We start from the raw sequence: 15,178 nt of genomic DNA, 5'->3' as shown, positions 1-15,178 counted from the left end.
AATTGGGGTTCGTCCCTCCTTTACAAGGCAATATGTACCTGTTATAGAACACAAAAAAAGAGCAAATGGATGGATCCATTCGTTGATTAAATGTTGAAAACATATAATATAGTAGAAAAACGTCTTTTCGACATCTTTCACAGGTTGTGGACAAATTCCTGCACACCCTGTGAAAAAACTTTCCACAAGTTATCCACAATTTGTGGATAATGAAATAACAGCCGATTTGTTATCAAGAGTTAAAACACAAATATAATATCAGAATAAGTGAGACGTTGCAATGGTTGAAAGGAACTTATCCACACGTTATACAAACTGTTGAAGATTTTTTGTCCACAGCAGTTAGTTTTGTGAAAATGTTGTCGATAATGATTGTGGATAGAGAAAATAAAGTCGAAAGATATCCACATTGATTATTTTTCGATTAAAGAACGCAAATTTCCCGCTTCCAAAAAAATCTTTTAAGCTAAAATTGAGGAAAAATGAAAATAGACTTTCGGAGTCGATTTATCTGTGTTATCCTATTATGGTGCAAAAAAGAAATGCATAAGCGAAGTTGACAATGAACAGCTTATCCAAATATAATAAATTAGACTGTCTTTAACAGCTATTCCTCGAGGGAGGTGTCATACATGAAAAGAACATATCAACCAAATAACCGCAAACGCAGTAAAGTTCATGGCTTTCGCAGCCGTATGAGTTCTAAAAATGGACGTCTTGTATTAGCACGTCGCCGCCGTAAAGGAAGAAAAGTATTATCAGCTTAGGCCACTGAATAATGTCAGTGGTCTTTTTTACATAGAGGAATGACCAGGCCCTTTTTGCCAGCTTGTTATCGGAGTGAAGGAAGAAATGAAAAAGCGAAATCGATTAAAAAAAAATGAAGATTTTCAAAAAGTATTTAAAAAAGGGAAATCGATGGCAAACCGGCAGTATGTTTTATATGTGCTTCATCAGCCTGATGCGAAAGAGTTTCGGGTCGGACTGTCGGTCAGCAAGAAAATCGGGAATGCCGTCGTCCGCAACCGGGTAAAACGGCTGATTCGCCAGGTCATCCTAGAAGAGCGTGATCAATTAAAACAGGAAAACGACTATATTATCATTGCAAGAAAACCAGCGGCTGATCTGACATATGAAGAAACAAAAAAAAGCTTGCAGCACCTTTTCAGAAAGTCATTTGTTTACCGAAAAAAAACGAATAAGCCGTCTTGACCCGGAACATGCGTCTTTCGGCCGCGCATTTTAAGCGCTTCCTTTTCATGCAGAAAAGTCTCGCCCATTCCCGGGAGAAAGATGATAAAATACGAGAAAGTATGTATTTTTTTGAAGAACATAACCGCATAAAAAACGGTTGAAGAATGAAGATTTAGGAGGAAATGTTGTTGAAGAGGCGAATTTTATTATTATTCAGCATGGTCGGCGTCCTCGTGCTTTTAGCCGGATGTACGCAAATAAACCAGCCGATCACTGCAGAAAGTGAAGGATTTTGGAACACTTATATCGTTTATCCTTTGTCACAGCTGATTACGTATGTTGCAAAAATGACGAACAATAACTTCGGGCTTGCGATTATCATCGTTACCATCCTGATCAGACTGTTGATTTTACCGCTTATGATCAAGCAGATGAAAAGTACAAAGGCGATGCAGGCCATTCAGCCTGAAATGCAGAAGCTTCGTGAGAAATACAGTTCAAAGGATCAGAAAACTCAGCAAAAACTTCAGCAGGAAACGATGGCTCTCATGCAGAAGCACGGGGTTAACCCGCTTGCCGGATGTTTCCCGATTATCATTCAAATGCCGATTTTAATCGGATTTTATCATGCGATTATGAGAACGCGCGAGATCGCAGAGCACAGCTTTTTGTGGTTTGATCTGGGAGAGCGCGATCCATACTTTATTCTGCCGATTCTTGCGGGTGTGTTCACTTTCATCCAGCAGAAGCTGATGATGGCCGGAAACGCACAGCAAAATCCGCAGATGGCCATGATGCTTTGGTTGATGCCGATCATGATCGTGATATTTGCCATCAATTTCCCGGCGGCTCTTTCTCTGTACTGGGTAGTCGGTAACTTGTTCATGATTGCCCAAACGTTCCTGATCAAAGGTCCTGATATGAGGACGGCGAAGCAGGAAGCCGCAGCTGAAGGAAAAAAATCCGGAGGTAAGAAAAAGTGAAGGAACTGACTGCTACTGGACGAACCGTCGATGAAGCAGTGCAATCCGGGCTTAAACAGCTGGAACTTCAAGCAGATGATGTTGAAATTGCCGTTATAGAGGAAGGAAAAAAAGGATTCCTCGGCATATTCGGTCATCAGCCTGCAGTTGTAAACATTCGAGAAAAAATCGACCCTGTTAAAGAAGCGAAGAAATATTTGGAAAACGTAATTTTGAACATGGGCATCCAAGCGGAAGTGACGGCTGAAGAGGAGCCGAAAAAGGTGATGTTCCAATTAAAAGGCGACAAAACGGCGCTTTTAATCGGAAAAAGGGGACAAACGTTAAACGCCCTTGAAACCTTGACACAGCTCGTCCTTAACCGTTATTCAGACCGCTATATCCAAGCGGTGGTTGATGCCGAAGGCTACCGCGCCAAGCGGAAGGATACACTGAGACAGCTCGCTTTAAAGCTGGCCGAACAGGCGAGCAGGCAGAAAAAAGATATTCATCTTGAACCGATGCCTTCAAGCGAGCGAAAAGTGATTCATGACACGCTTTCAGGCTACTCGGATGAAATTGAAACATACTCTACGGGCGAAGACCATAACCGGCATCTCGTCATCTCATATAAAAAACAATAGCAGAAAAACCGAAGTTCAACCAAAACGAACTTCGGTTTTTTGTGCACGCTAAATGCCGAAAAGTCATTTTTTCGCCGGGCAAATCGGTTTAAGCCCGGCCTCTTTCGGTGAAAGCTGTTGATAAAAAACAAATTTAATTGTTATTCACATGTGGATAAGTTAAAGTAAATAATGACGGTTTTTCGAGTTGTGGATAACGGTTCAATTCGCTTCCACTACAATTGAAACTATGTTATCTTTAAATTTTGATTACAATAAAATTTTTTATCGATTTATGATGTTTGGAAGATGCCCCGGCAAATGGGGATAATAGATAAAGGAATGAAAAAGAGAGGTGAACGCCATGGATACGATCGCTGCCATTTCAACGCCGATGGGAGAAGGAGCGATTGCCATTGTACGCATGAGCGGCCCTGAGGCGCTTTCGATCGCCGATAAAGTGTATAAAGGGCCTCGCGGTAAACGCTTGAGCACTGTTGATTCACATACGATAAATTACGGGCATATCGTTGATCCGGAAACGGAAAAGGTCGTTGAGGAAGTCATGGTCTCTGTGTTAAGAGCGCCGAAAACGTTCACGAGGGAAGACATTGTGGAGATCAACTGCCACGGCGGAATTGTCACGGTTAATCAAGTGCTTCAGCTCGTTTTAAGAGAAGGCGCGAGACTTGCCGAGCCGGGCGAGTTTACGAAAAGGGCTTTTTTAAACGGCAGAATCGACCTTTCCCAGGCCGAAGCGGTCATGGATCTCATCAGGGCGAAAACGGACCGTGCGATGAATGTCGCCATGAATCAGATGGAAGGAAGGCTATCCTCTCTGATCAAACGTTTGCGGGCGGAGCTGCTTGAGACATTGGCGCATATCGAAGTAAATATTGATTACCCGGAATACGATGACGTCGAAGAGATGACACATAAGCTTCTGATTGAAAAGGCATCAAAAGTCAAAGAAGAAATCGAAGTGCTCCTTAGAACGTCAGAACAAGGTAAAATATTAAGGGAAGGCATCTCAACCGTTATTATCGGAAGGCCGAACGTTGGGAAATCTTCGCTATTGAACAGCCTCGTTCATGAGACGAAGGCGATCGTGACCGACATTCCGGGAACGACGCGCGACGTCATCGAAGAATATGTGAATGTAAGAGGCGTACCATTGCGCCTTGTCGATACAGCGGGGATCCGCGAGACGGAAGATATCGTTGAGCGAATCGGTGTCGAGCGCTCAAGGCAGGTATTAAAAGAAGCGGATTTAATTCTGCTTGTCCTCAATTACAGTGAGGAGCTTTCAGAAGAAGACATCAAGCTGTTCGACGCGACAAAAGGCATGGATCTGATCGTGATCGTCAATAAGACCGACCTCGGGCAGAAGCTTGATCTTGGCCGCGTTCAGGAATTGGCTGACGGACGTCCTGTCGTCACGACTTCCCTTTTAAGGGAGGAAGGGATCAACGAGCTTGAGGACGCCATCCAGTCGCTGTTTTTCACGGGAGCGATCGAAAGCGGCGATCTTACGTATGTCAGCAATACAAGGCACATCTCGCTGCTTCATGAGGCCAAGCGCGCCATCTCGGATGCTCTTGAGGGAATCGAAAACGATGTGCCGATTGATATGGTGCAAATCGATTTAACAAAATGCTGGGAAGTTCTTGGGGAGATCATTGGAGACGCCGTGCACGAAAGCTTGATCGACCAGCTCTTTTCACAATTTTGCTTAGGAAAATAAAGGAGGAACGAAACATATGGGCTATGAAGCTGGCCAATATGACGTCATCGTCGTCGGAGCCGGTCACGCCGGTGTTGAAGCGGCTTTGGCATCAGCAAGACAAGGCGCAAAAACGCTTGTCTTAACCATCAACCTTGACATGGTTGCTTTTATGCCTTGTAATCCGTCTGTCGGCGGCCCTGCTAAAGGGATCGTCGTCCGCGAAATTGATGCGCTCGGCGGAGAAATGGCTAAAAATATTGATAAAACCCACATTCAAATGCGGCTTTTAAATACGGGGAAAGGTCCTGCCGTACGGGCGCTGCGCGCGCAAGCCGATAAATTTCAATATCAGCATGAAATGAAAAAAACGCTTGAAAATGAACCGAATTTGAATTTGCTGCAAGGAATGGTCGAACGCCTTTTAATAGAGGACGGCGAATGCCGCGGCGTGGTCACTCAAACCGGGGCGATATACCGTTCAAAAACGGTCGTCCTGACAACGGGTACGTTTTTGAGAGGAAAAATCATCCTTGGAGATTTGTCTTATTCAAGCGGACCGAACAACCAGCAGCCTTCGATCAAGCTTTCTGAACATCTCGAAGAGCTCGGCTTTGACCTCGTCCGCTTTAAGACGGGCACACCGCCGCGGGTGAACAGCCATTCGATCGATTACAGCAAAACGGAAATCCAGCCTGGCGATGACGTGCCGCGGGCCTTTTCGTATGAGACGGTGGAATATATTACAGACCAGCTTCCGTGCTGGCTGACGTATACAAGCCCGGAAACGCATGAAATCATTGACAACAATCTGCACCGTTCACCGATGTACTCCGGCATGATCAAAGGAACGGGGCCGCGATATTGTCCGTCCATCGAAGACAAGGTCGTCCGCTTTAATGATAAGCCGAGACATCAGATTTTTCTTGAGCCTGAAGGCCGCAATACGCAGGAAGTATACGTTCAGGGGCTGTCGACAAGCCTTCCGGAAGACGTACAGAGAAAAATGCTCGCAACGATTCCGGGGCTTGAAAACGTGGAAATGATGCGCGCCGGATATGCGATTGAATATGATGCGATCGTACCGACACAGCTTTGGCCGACGCTTGAAACGAAAAAAATACCGGGTCTGTTTACAGCCGGTCAAATCAACGGAACATCAGGCTACGAAGAAGCAGCCGGGCAGGGTATCATGGCCGGAATTAATGCCGGACGCAAGGCGCTTGGCAAGGAAGAAGTCATCCTCAGCCGCTCAGACGCATACATCGGAGTTTTGATTGACGACCTCGTTACAAAAGGAACAAACGAACCATACCGTCTCCTGACATCCAGGGCGGAATACCGTCTGCTTCTGCGCCATGACAACGCGGACCTGCGCCTGACGGAAATCGGATATAAGGTCGGCTTGATTTCTGAGGAGCGCTATCAAAAATTTCTTCAGAAAAAAGCGGCTATCGAAGCAGAGAAAAAACGCCTGCATTCTGTTATCATCAAACCGACCGGCGAAAATCAGGAATACATCCGTTCATTGGGCGGAAGCGAGCTGAAAGACGGCATCCGGGCGACTGATTTAATGAAGCGTCCTGAAATGAATTACAAAACCGTCACGGCGCTTGCACCTGCAGAGGAAGATGTCGCCGCAGACGTTGCTGAACAGGTCGAAATCCAAATCAAGTATGAAGGATATATCGAAAAATCCCTGCAGCAGGTCGAAAAGCTTAAGAAAATGGAAAACAAAAAGATTCCGGACAGAATCGATTATGACGCCATTAAAGGGATCGCGACAGAAGCGCGCCAAAAACTGAAAGAGGTCAGACCGCTGTCCGTCGCGCAGGCCTCACGGATTTCCGGGGTGAATCCTGCCGATATTTCCATTCTGCTTGTTTACCTTGAACAGGGCCGGATCGCCAAGGTCGCGGAGTAGAAAGGATGACGGTATGAACATAGAACAGTTTACGTCCAACTTGGAGGAGAAAGGCATTTCCCTTTCTCCTTACCAGCTGGAGCAATTTGAAACGTATTATGAATGGCTTGTTGAATGGAATGAAAAGATTAACCTGACCTCGATTACAGAAAAAAAAGAGGTGTATTTGAAGCACTTTTATGATTCCATCACAGCTTCTTTTTATGTTGATTTCAACAAGACGGATAGTCTGTGTGACGTTGGGGCCGGCGCCGGATTTCCAAGCCTGCCGATTAAAATCTGTTTTCCCCACCTTCACGTAACAATCGTCGATTCATTAAATAAAAGAATTAACTTTTTAAATCAGCTTTCCAATGCATTAAAATTAGAAAATACGTCTTTTTACCATGATCGTGCCGAAACGTTCGGGAGATTGAAAGATAAGCGGGAAAGCTTTGATGTCGTTACGGCCCGTGCGGTTGCCCGCCTTTCTGTTTTGAGCGAACTGTGCCTTCCGCTGGTAAAGAAAAACGGTTTCTTCGTTGCCTTAAAGGCGGCTTCGGCTGATGAAGAAATCGAAGCGGGAAAAAAAGCAATTAAAGTCCTTGGAGGAGCAATTGAAACCGTGCATTCTTTTCAGCTGCCGATCGAAGAAAGCGAAAGAAACATCATTATCATCAAAAAACAATCGCAGACGCCGAAAAAATTTCCAAGAAAGCCTGGAACACCAAACAAATCTCCGATTGAAGGGTAAATGATTCGTTCGCTTTCGTCAAAATTGATGGTGTCACAGAAGGAAAATTCATGAGAAAATAGAATTATAAAAATGGCAGTGTTCAAAGGTGGTGTAGGTACATGAAGCATTCATTCTCTCGTCTCTTCGGAATCGGTGAAAAAGAAGAACCAGAGATTGCTGAGCATGATACGAATAAAGAAGAAATTCAAGATATTCCAGTAGGCGATATTATTCCTAACCGTTTTCAGCCGCGCACCATTTTCTCTGAAGAAAAAATTCAAGAATTAGCCGCAACCATTCATACACACGGCATTATTCAGCCGATTGTCGTCAGAAAAACCGAGCAGGAAGGCAAATACGAGCTCATTGCAGGGGAGCGGCGCTGGCGGGCAGTTCAAACGCTGAACTGGGAAAAAGTTCCCGCTATTATCAAGGATTTTTCAGATACGGAGACAGCTTCTGTCGCTCTAATTGAAAACCTCCAGAGGGAGGAATTATCTTCGATAGAAGAGGCACATGCATACGCACGGCTTTTAGAGCTGCATGATTTGACGCAGGAAGCCCTCGCCCAAAGGCTCGGCAAGGGACAGTCAACGATTGCCAACAAGCTCAGACTGCTGAAGCTTCCGGCAGAAGTGCAGGAAGCGATTTTGAAAAAAGAGATTTCAGAGCGGCATGCACGAGCGCTCATTCCGTTAAAACAGCCCGAACTTCAGATCAAGCTGCTAAACGAAGTGATTGAAAAAAGCTTAAATGTCAAACAAACCGAGGACCGCGTTGTCAAAATGCTTGAGCAGGATAAGCGAAAGCCCAAACCGAAGAGAAAAGCATACAGCAGGGACGCGAGAATCGCGATGAACACGATCCGCCAGTCATTATCGATGGTGGAAGACAGCGGAGTCAAACTGAATACCGAAGAAGAGGAATTTGAAGAATACATTCAGTTTACGATCCGGATACCGAAATAAAAGCTCCCAGAGCTTTTATTTTTTTAGGTCAAAATATCTACATACGGGGGAAGCTATGGAACATTATCAAAAATACTGGTCATTGCTTCATTCAGTCGCTTATCGAATGACAGGTTCTATACAGGATGCTGAAGATATCGTGCAGGACCTGTTTGCCGATCTTCAGGAAAAAAGCATCGGTCAGATCAATAAGCCTTATTTGATCAAATCTGTTACAAACCGCTGCATTAATTTTTTGCAGTCAGCCCGGAAAAAGCGCGAGGTCTATGTCGGCGAGTGGCTCCCGGAGCCAAGCTTGAGACTCCCGGATCAGAACCCGGCTGATCTGGCGGAAAAAGAAGAAACGGTATCCTACGCATTTCTGGTGGCGATGAGCAGGTTGAATCCCGTTGAGAGAGCGGTATTTATGTTTAGGGACGTGTTTGGATATCACTATAAGGAAATATCATCCATTATTGAAAAATCTGAAGCAAACTGCCGGAAAATTCACAGCCGCATCAAGCATAAATTAAGCGGAGAACTATCTCTTACTTCCAGACCGAAAGAGGAGCAGCAACTGGCAGAGCTGTTCATAGCATCGGCAAAAACGGGAGATTTTGACGAATTCGCTCGCAAGCTGACCGAAGAAGCGGTTTTATATACTGACGGAGGCGGAAAAGTGAAGAGCGCAATCAGACCGATCTACGGAAGGAGCCGAATCTATGCATTCTTTAAGGGAATTGCTTCAAAAGGAAGACTTGCAGGCCATATAAGGCATGCCCAAATCAATGGCCAAAGAGGCGTGCTGATAGAGCGGGGCAAAAAACCGATATACGCCATTTGCTTTGCATGGTCCCCGGAGTGCGATTTGATCAACAACATATACATCGTTTCCAATCCTGATAAACTAAAGCACATTACATTTTAGCGTTTCCTGTCACAAATCGGATGCCTCACTTGTTATATAAGTGAATCGCTTTTTTGAGGAGGAATTGACATGGAAACAAGATTGATCATGGAGAAGGTAAATCCCAAAGGATATGCCGGCATGCTGGAGCTTGAAAAAGCACAAAGCGCTTCAAGCATTGACCCCATTTTAAAGGAGCTTATCAAAATCCGCGCTTCGCAATTAAACGGCTGTGCTTTTTGTTTGAATATGCACACTAAGGATGCGAGGAAAATCGGCGAAACCGAACAGCGTTTGTACGCCCTAAGCGCATGGCGCGAAGCTCCGTTTTTCACGGACAAGGAAAGGGCTGTTTTGGCGCTGACTGAAGCGGTGACGCTTATTGCGGATGAAGGAGTGCCGGACGATGTGTACGAGGAAGTGCGGAAGCATTTTAGCGAAATCGAAACCGCTGAACTCATCATGGCGGCCGTAACGATCAATGCATGGAACAGAATCGCGGTCTCCACCCGGAAAATGCCTTCAACGGACTAACCTTTACTTATGCCCTGGAACACATGGATGTTCCAGGGTTTCCTTTTCTTAAATTATTATTCTTGTATAATATAATTGTTATCTCTTCATTCGACAACATTATCTTTTTTTCTTCCTCATGCATAAAAATGCAATATCACTGCTTCGACACAAAAAACAAAAATTCAAAAAATGCAAACGGCCGATTCTTTTTTTGTTAAAATAGAGAAATGAGAGAAACTTGTTCAATGTGAAAGTAGGTGACATTGTGGGGAAAATTATTGCGATCACAAACCAAAAAGGAGGCGTTGGTAAAACAACAACCTCTGTCAACCTGGGAGCTTGCTTAGCTTACATCGGGAAAAGGGTTTTGCTAGTCGACATAGACCCGCAAGGAAACGCAACAAGCGGAATTGGAATAGAAAAAGCTGATGTTGATCAATGTGTGTACGATATATTAGTGGATGACGCAGACGTCAAAGACGTCATCAAAACAACATCCGTCGAAAATCTGGATGTCATTCCGGCTACGATTCAGCTGGCGGGTGCCGAAATCGAGCTTGTACCGACCATTTCCCGCGAAGTCAGATTGAAACGCGCTTTAGAATCGGTCAAACAAAACTACGATTTTATGATCATCGACTGTCCGCCTTCATTGGGACTGCTCACCATCAACGCGCTGACGGCTTCGGATTCCGTTGTCATACCCGTGCAGTGCGAGTACTATGCTTTGGAAGGGCTAAGCCAGCTTCTCAACTCCGTCAGACTCGTGCAAAAGCACTTGAATACCGACCTTATGATAGACGGCGTATTGCTGACAATGCTTGATGCGAGAACGAATTTAGGCATACAGGTCATTGAAGAAGTGAAAAAATACTTCCGGGATAAAGTATATAAAACCGTCATTCCGCGGAACGTCAGGTTAAGTGAAGCGCCGAGTCACGGAAAGCCGATTATTTTATATGATCCGCGTTCCCGGGGAGCGGAAGTCTATTTAGATTTAGCAAAGGAAGTGGCTGCGAATGCCTAAAGGTCTCGGAAAAGGGATTAATGCGTTGTTTTCAAATGTCGATTTATCGGAGGAAACGGTTGAGGAAATCAAGCTGAAAGATTTGCGGCCAAACCCTTATCAGCCAAGGAAAACGTTTGATGACCAATCGTTGAAAGATTTAAAAGAATCCATTCTGCAGCATGGCGTTTTGCAGCCGATCATTGTCAGGAAGTCCATCAAAGGCTACGATATCGTAGCAGGAGAGCGGCGCTTTCGGGCTGCTGAAAAAGCCGGTTTGGAAACCATTCCTGCGATTGTCCGCGAACTGTCAGAATCCCTGATGATGGAGATTGCCTTATTGGAAAATCTTCAGCGAGAAGACCTGTCTCCGCTTGAGGAAGCAAAAGCCTATGAATCTTTATTAAAGCACCTTGATTTGACACAGGAACAGCTTGCAAAAAGGCTTGGCAAAAGCCGTCCTCATATTGCCAATCATTTAAGACTTTTGACGCTGCCTGAGAACGTTCAAGATTTAATCGACAAAGGCACACTGTCGATGGGGCACGGAAGAACACTGCTCGGGCTGAAAAATAAAAAGAAGCTTGAACCATTGGTGCAAAAGGTTGTATCTGAACAGCTGAACGTCCGTCAGCTTGAAAAACTGATTCAGCAAATGAACGCCAATGTTCCACGTGAAACAAAGAAACCGAAATCGGCGAAAGATGCGGTTATTAAAGAACGGGAGACATATTTGCAAAATTATTTTGGAACGCCGGTCACCATTAAAAAGCAAAAGAAAAAGGGCAGAATCGAAATTGAATTTTATTCAAACGAAGATCTGGACCGCATTCTTGAACTTTTGTCTGAAGGGCATTCGTAATATCCGCAAACGGGCTGAAACCATCTGGATAACAGATGGTTTTTTTGATTACATCCTTCCCGTTATTTTTTGAATCGGCGATAGATGAGGCCGGAGCCATCCGGCTGCTTTCTCAAGATGCAACAACCCTTCCGCGAGGACGTTTGACATGCTCATGACAAGGTTAAGCCTCGTGTTCTGCAAAACAAAATACTCCATAAACCCGCTGACATTGACGATGCCGTTAATGTGAACGTCGCCGACTTCAGGCAGATTTTTTTGTACACCGGCGCCTGGCTTTAATGGTCCTTTGCCAATTTGAAAGGAGCCAACGCTTTTGGTTCGTCCGAGACAGGCGTCAATCGCGATAATGAAGGGATTTTGATGGTTTTGATGAATCGTTTCCAGCTTTTCGGCCAAGTTGACGGCATGAACCGGATCGGCAAGCGTTCCATATACATGAAACCTTGTCAGCCGTCTTTCGGCAAGCTTCATTCCGACGAGGGGGCCGAGCGAATCGCCTGTGGAGCGGTCCGTGCCGATGCAGACGACGGCAACGGGGCGATCGGCCGCCTGTTTTAGATGGACGGAAAGAACTTTTTCAATTTGTTTGACTGCCAACGGATCTGAATGGGAAATATATTCGTTTATTGGTTCTTGAGAAAAGAGCCCGCCTTTTCGATTCAAATGTTTCACATCCTTGTCATCGTAATAACAGAATTGTTGTACCAGATTTTATTTCTAGTATATCCAGTGTTGTCTTGTTTTATGCTTGGATTGAAAAAGCGTAAGACCCGGGGGCAATTTGGGTTTATTTCGTGAACTGAAGGAGCAGAAGATTGTAAGAAAAGGACTCATGTAAAATATAACAAAAAAGCAAGGAAGATGGCCTGGTCTTATATGAGAAATTGAGATTCAGTGCTGATAGCAGACTCTCGGGAAATAAAGTGACCGCAGAACAGCTGAAATCCTCTCAACGGGTCTCCGTGTTTCCGCCGCGGTCATTCGGTCACCATCACCGCAACTTGATCTGATCCGTTTCCTCAAATCCCGATGCTCCTTTTTGGAATCTTTCATGAATCAGGCCAGTATAGTAACAGTAAAACGGAAACAAGCTTAAAACGATCGACGAGGTGATCAAATCGTGTGGAGAGCCGGGATGAAGTGGATGCTTCTCATTTTGGGAAGTTTAATAGGTGCAGGATATGCATCCGGCCAGGAAATATGGCAGTTTTTTGGCGATGAAAGCGGACTGGCTATCCTGTTGTTCACGATCATATTCACTCTGTCTACATATATTGTGATGAAAATCAGCTTTGAAGAAAAGTCAGAGCACTTTCTTCCCATTCTTGAAAAATTGATCGGTCCTATGCTCGCAAAAGTATACGATCTGCTCATCATTTTATATTTATTTACGACGACGATCGTCATGATTGCCGGAGGCGGGGTTACGCTGCAAATGTTTCAAATCCCGTTTTGGGCGGGTGTCAGCTTATTTGCTTTGTGCACGGCATTTATTTTTTTATGGGGGCTAAACGGGATTCTATCAGTGAACAGCTATTTAATTCCCATTCTGGTAGCCGGGCTGCTGTATGCGCTGATTTCATTTCAGGCAGCACATCAGCAGCCGTGGCTGCTCAATATGAACCGTCAATATAATTGGCCTGCCGGGATTGCATTCGCTTCGCTGAACGTTTTATCGGTCGTTGCCGTATTGTCCTCGGTCGGCAAGGAGTTGAAAGGGCTTGGCGAAGCGCGGATTGCCAGTCTTCTCAGCGGCTTGGTATTTGGCGCAATTTCATTTATGTACAATGAAACGCTTGTCGTGCTTGCCGGGCAGCTGTCGCATTATGAAATTCCATTATTCGCGGTTTTGGAAGGTGCGCCTTTTCCGATGTTTATGTTTATGACAGCCGTTCTTTGCGTAGCGATTTATACGACGACTGTCACAAGCATTCTCGGACTGTCAAGCCGTTTTCTTACGCTTGTGAAATGGCCGAGATGGATCATTGCGCTATTCCTTCTTTTGCTGATGCTGCCTTTTACATCATTCGGCTTTTCTAATTTGATCGCTTTTTTATACCCGATTTACGGACTGCTGAATCTTTATTTATTAGTGAATATTTTGCTTTACCCCATATTATGCAAATGGAAAAATTGAGATGTGTTATACTATATTAGTATAATTAATCTGTTATATTGAAATGATCTCATGTTTTGAAAAATTGCCCTTTCCATGTCGTTTTTTGTACAATAGGATCACAAAAAAGGAATTTTAAAGAGGTGAACGATGTTGGCGGATAAAGAATTTGGCCTGAATGACGTGGTCGAAATGAAAAAGCCGCATCCGTGCGGGACGAACCGCTGGAAAGTGATTCGAATGGGGATGGATATCAGAATTAAATGCGAGGGTTGTGCCCACAGCGTCATGATTCCCCGCAAAGAATTTCAAAGAAAGATGAAAAAGATTCTGGTGAAGCATGAGGAGTCCGATTCTTAATATATACGGGCCCCATGCTTTTTTGGTGGCTTGATTATGGATTTTGGCAAAAAAAGATTTTCACCCCGTTTCAGTTATTGAAAAGCAGGTTTTGTCAGCTTGTTTTTTACAGTAATCATCCTTATAATTGTTGCAGGTTTGAATTACACGAATGTCATATGGATGTTTATTTATAGAGGAGATGAAAGAATGGCTTTAACAGCTGGGATTGTTGGTTTGCCGAACGTCGGGAAATCAACCTTATTTAACGCGATTACACAGGCCGGGGCAGAATCGGCCAACTACCCGTTTTGTACGATTGATCCAAACGTCGGGATCGTTGAGGTGCCGGATGAGCGTCTGCAGAAGCTGACAGAGCTCGTCAATCCGAAGAAAACCGTTCCCACCGCATTTGAATTTACCGATATTGCGGGTATTGTAAAAGGGGCTTCCAAGGGGGAAGGTCTTGGAAATAAGTTCTTGTCCCACATTCGCCAAGTTGACGCGATTTGCCATGTCGTCCGCTGTTTTGCTGATGACAATATTACGCACGTCTCCGGAAAAGTGGATCCGATATCCGATATCGAGACGATCAATCTTGAGCTGATATTGGCGGATCTTGAAACCGTTGAGAAGCGGATCGGCCGCGTCGGAAAGATGGCGAAACAAAAAGATAAGGAAGCTGTCTTTGAATTTGAGATTTTGACAAAATTAAAAGAAGCGTTTGAACAGGAAAAGCCGGCGCGCTCTGTCGAGTTTACCGAAGAGCAGCAAAAAGTGCTGAAACAGCTCCATCTTTTAACGACTAAACCCGTATTATATGTAGCGAATGTCAGCGAGGATGAAGTGGCTGATCCTTCAGGCAACGAATATGTCCGGAAAGTCAAGGAATTCGCCGCCGCTGAAAACGCTGAGGTGATCGTCGTCTGCGCGAAGATCGAGTCCGAAATCGCCGAGCTTGAAGGCGAGGAGAAAGCGATGTTCCTTGAAGAGCTGGGAATCGAAGAATCCGGCCTTGACCAATTAATTAGGGCGTCTTACTCACTGCTCGGACTGGCAACTTATTTTACGGCGGGAGAGCAGGAAGTCAGAGCCTGGACGTTCAAAAAAGGCATGAAGGCTCCGGAATGCGCGGGCATCATCCATTCTGACTTCGAACGCGGATTTATCCGCGCGGAAACTGTGGCATACGACGATCTGCTTGAAGCGGGAAGCATGTCCGCGGCAAAAGAAGCCGGGAAAGTCCGCCTTGAAGGAAAAGAATACATCGTTAAAGACGGTGACGTGATTCATTTCCGTTTCAATGTATAACGCTGTTGAAAAGGGACAAGAGCTTTGATA

16 protein-coding genes are annotated in these 15,178 nt (G+C 44.9%); 15 read left to right on the top strand and 1 reads right to left on the bottom strand.

Annotated features, from left to right (window positions below):
- Positions 1–632: 632 nt before the first annotated feature.
- The 12 genes from rpmH to MHB78_RS24095 all read left to right on the top strand — a co-directional run bounded on the left by rpmH (position 633) and on the right by MHB78_RS24095 (position 11,379).
- Positions 633–767 carry a 50S ribosomal protein L34 gene (gene rpmH / locus MHB78_RS24150; protein WP_082094032.1) on the top strand — a complete coding sequence of 45 codons (135 nt, stop codon included), beginning with the start codon at positions 633–635 and terminating at the stop codon, positions 765–767.
- An 85-nt stretch (positions 768–852) separates the two neighbouring features.
- The gene (gene rnpA, locus MHB78_RS24145) at positions 853–1,212 is read left to right on the top strand and encodes a ribonuclease P protein component (RefSeq protein WP_046129442.1); all 360 of its coding nucleotides are present in this window, start codon (positions 853–855) and stop codon (positions 1,210–1,212) included.
- Between the two features lie 164 nt (positions 1,213–1,376).
- Entirely contained in the window at positions 1,377–2,177 is an 801-nt protein-coding gene (gene spoIIIJ, locus MHB78_RS24140) for a YidC family membrane integrase SpoIIIJ (RefSeq protein WP_065894716.1), read from the top strand.
- Positions 2,174–2,800 (top strand): RNA-binding cell elongation regulator Jag/EloR, encoded by a 627-nt coding sequence (gene jag / locus MHB78_RS24135; protein ID WP_046129441.1) that lies wholly within the window; start codon positions 2,174–2,176, stop codon positions 2,798–2,800. Before spoIIIJ ends, jag begins: the two co-directional genes overlap by 4 nt.
- A gap of 343 nt (positions 2,801–3,143) precedes the next feature.
- Entirely contained in the window at positions 3,144–4,523 is a 1,380-nt protein-coding gene (gene mnmE, locus MHB78_RS24130) for a tRNA uridine-5-carboxymethylaminomethyl(34) synthesis GTPase MnmE (protein WP_046129440.1), read from the top strand.
- A 16-nt stretch (positions 4,524–4,539) separates the two neighbouring features.
- Positions 4,540–6,426: a tRNA uridine-5-carboxymethylaminomethyl(34) synthesis enzyme MnmG gene (mnmG, locus tag MHB78_RS24125; protein WP_046129439.1), complete on the top strand. Its 1,887-nt coding sequence runs from the start codon at positions 4,540–4,542 to the stop codon at positions 6,424–6,426.
- Between the two features lie 13 nt (positions 6,427–6,439).
- A complete protein-coding gene (gene rsmG / locus MHB78_RS24120) occupies positions 6,440–7,159 on the top strand; it encodes a 16S rRNA (guanine(527)-N(7))-methyltransferase RsmG (protein ID WP_046129438.1) in 720 nt (239 codons plus the stop codon).
- Between the two features lie 101 nt (positions 7,160–7,260).
- Entirely contained in the window at positions 7,261–8,109 is an 849-nt protein-coding gene (noc, locus tag MHB78_RS24115; protein ID WP_046129437.1) for a nucleoid occlusion protein, read from the top strand.
- A 55-nt stretch (positions 8,110–8,164) separates the two neighbouring features.
- Positions 8,165–9,016: an RNA polymerase sigma-70 factor gene (locus tag MHB78_RS24110; RefSeq protein ID WP_046129436.1), complete on the top strand. Its 852-nt coding sequence runs from the start codon at positions 8,165–8,167 to the stop codon at positions 9,014–9,016.
- A gap of 69 nt (positions 9,017–9,085) precedes the next feature.
- Positions 9,086–9,529 (top strand): carboxymuconolactone decarboxylase family protein, encoded by a 444-nt coding sequence (locus tag MHB78_RS24105; protein WP_046129435.1) that lies wholly within the window; start codon positions 9,086–9,088, stop codon positions 9,527–9,529.
- A 247-nt stretch (positions 9,530–9,776) separates the two neighbouring features.
- Positions 9,777–10,538: a sporulation initiation inhibitor protein Soj gene (gene soj, locus MHB78_RS24100; protein WP_046129434.1), complete on the top strand. Its 762-nt coding sequence runs from the start codon at positions 9,777–9,779 to the stop codon at positions 10,536–10,538.
- Positions 10,531–11,379 carry a ParB/RepB/Spo0J family partition protein gene (locus tag MHB78_RS24095; RefSeq protein ID WP_046129433.1) on the top strand — a complete coding sequence of 283 codons (849 nt, stop codon included), beginning with the start codon at positions 10,531–10,533 and terminating at the stop codon, positions 11,377–11,379. The genes soj and MHB78_RS24095 overlap by 8 nt, the downstream gene beginning before the upstream one ends.
- 48 nt (positions 11,380–11,427) lie before the next feature.
- On the opposite strand, the gene yyaC is transcribed toward MHB78_RS24095, so the two are convergent.
- Positions 11,428–12,045 (bottom strand): spore protease YyaC, encoded by a 618-nt coding sequence (gene yyaC, locus MHB78_RS24090; protein ID WP_046129432.1) that lies wholly within the window; start codon positions 12,043–12,045, stop codon positions 11,428–11,430.
- Between the two features lie 457 nt (positions 12,046–12,502).
- On the opposite strand from yyaC, the gene MHB78_RS24085 reads away from it, so the two are divergent.
- From MHB78_RS24085 to ychF, 3 genes are all read left to right on the top strand, one after another.
- Positions 12,503–13,519 carry a membrane protein gene (locus MHB78_RS24085; RefSeq protein ID WP_046129431.1) on the top strand — a complete coding sequence of 339 codons (1,017 nt, stop codon included), beginning with the start codon at positions 12,503–12,505 and terminating at the stop codon, positions 13,517–13,519.
- Positions 13,520–13,651: 132 nt separating this feature from the next.
- Positions 13,652–13,858, top strand: coding sequence for a DUF951 domain-containing protein (locus MHB78_RS24080; RefSeq protein ID WP_046129452.1), 207 nt, complete (start codon positions 13,652–13,654; stop codon positions 13,856–13,858).
- Between the two features lie 189 nt (positions 13,859–14,047).
- Positions 14,048–15,148, top strand: a complete 1,101-nt coding sequence (gene ychF / locus MHB78_RS24075) for a redox-regulated ATPase YchF (RefSeq protein ID WP_046129430.1) — start codon at positions 14,048–14,050, stop codon at positions 15,146–15,148.
- Positions 15,149–15,178: the final 30 nt, after the last annotated feature.

The organism is Bacillus sp. FSL K6-0138, assembly GCF_037982765.1.
Taxonomy (GTDB): Bacteria; Bacillota; Bacilli; order Bacillales; family Bacillaceae; genus Bacillus; species Bacillus glycinifermentans.
The sequence above is the reverse complement of the archived record's forward strand: the minus strand, read 5'-3'. Positions and strand labels throughout refer to the sequence as shown.

Excerpts from the sequence above, each read along its gene's own strand:
- rpmH (WP_082094032.1), top strand. The coding sequence starts at position 633 with ATGAAAAGAACATATCAACCAAATAACCGCAAACGCAGTAAAGTTCAT.
- rnpA (WP_046129442.1), top strand. The coding sequence starts at position 853 with ATGAAAAAGCGAAATCGATTAAAAAAAAATGAAGATTTTCAAAAAGTA.
- spoIIIJ (WP_065894716.1), top strand. The coding sequence starts at position 1,377 with ATGTTGTTGAAGAGGCGAATTTTATTATTATTCAGCATGGTCGGCGTC.
- mnmE (WP_046129440.1), top strand. The coding sequence starts at position 3,144 with ATGGATACGATCGCTGCCATTTCAACGCCGATGGGAGAAGGAGCGATT.
- mnmG (WP_046129439.1), top strand. The coding sequence starts at position 4,540 with ATGGGCTATGAAGCTGGCCAATATGACGTCATCGTCGTCGGAGCCGGT.
- rsmG (WP_046129438.1), top strand. The coding sequence starts at position 6,440 with ATGAACATAGAACAGTTTACGTCCAACTTGGAGGAGAAAGGCATTTCC.
- noc (WP_046129437.1), top strand. The coding sequence starts at position 7,261 with ATGAAGCATTCATTCTCTCGTCTCTTCGGAATCGGTGAAAAAGAAGAA.
- MHB78_RS24110 (WP_046129436.1), top strand. The coding sequence starts at position 8,165 with ATGGAACATTATCAAAAATACTGGTCATTGCTTCATTCAGTCGCTTAT.
- MHB78_RS24105 (WP_046129435.1), top strand. The coding sequence starts at position 9,086 with ATGGAAACAAGATTGATCATGGAGAAGGTAAATCCCAAAGGATATGCC.
- MHB78_RS24095 (WP_046129433.1), top strand. The coding sequence starts at position 10,531 with ATGCCTAAAGGTCTCGGAAAAGGGATTAATGCGTTGTTTTCAAATGTC.
- ychF (WP_046129430.1), top strand. The coding sequence starts at position 14,048 with ATGGCTTTAACAGCTGGGATTGTTGGTTTGCCGAACGTCGGGAAATCA.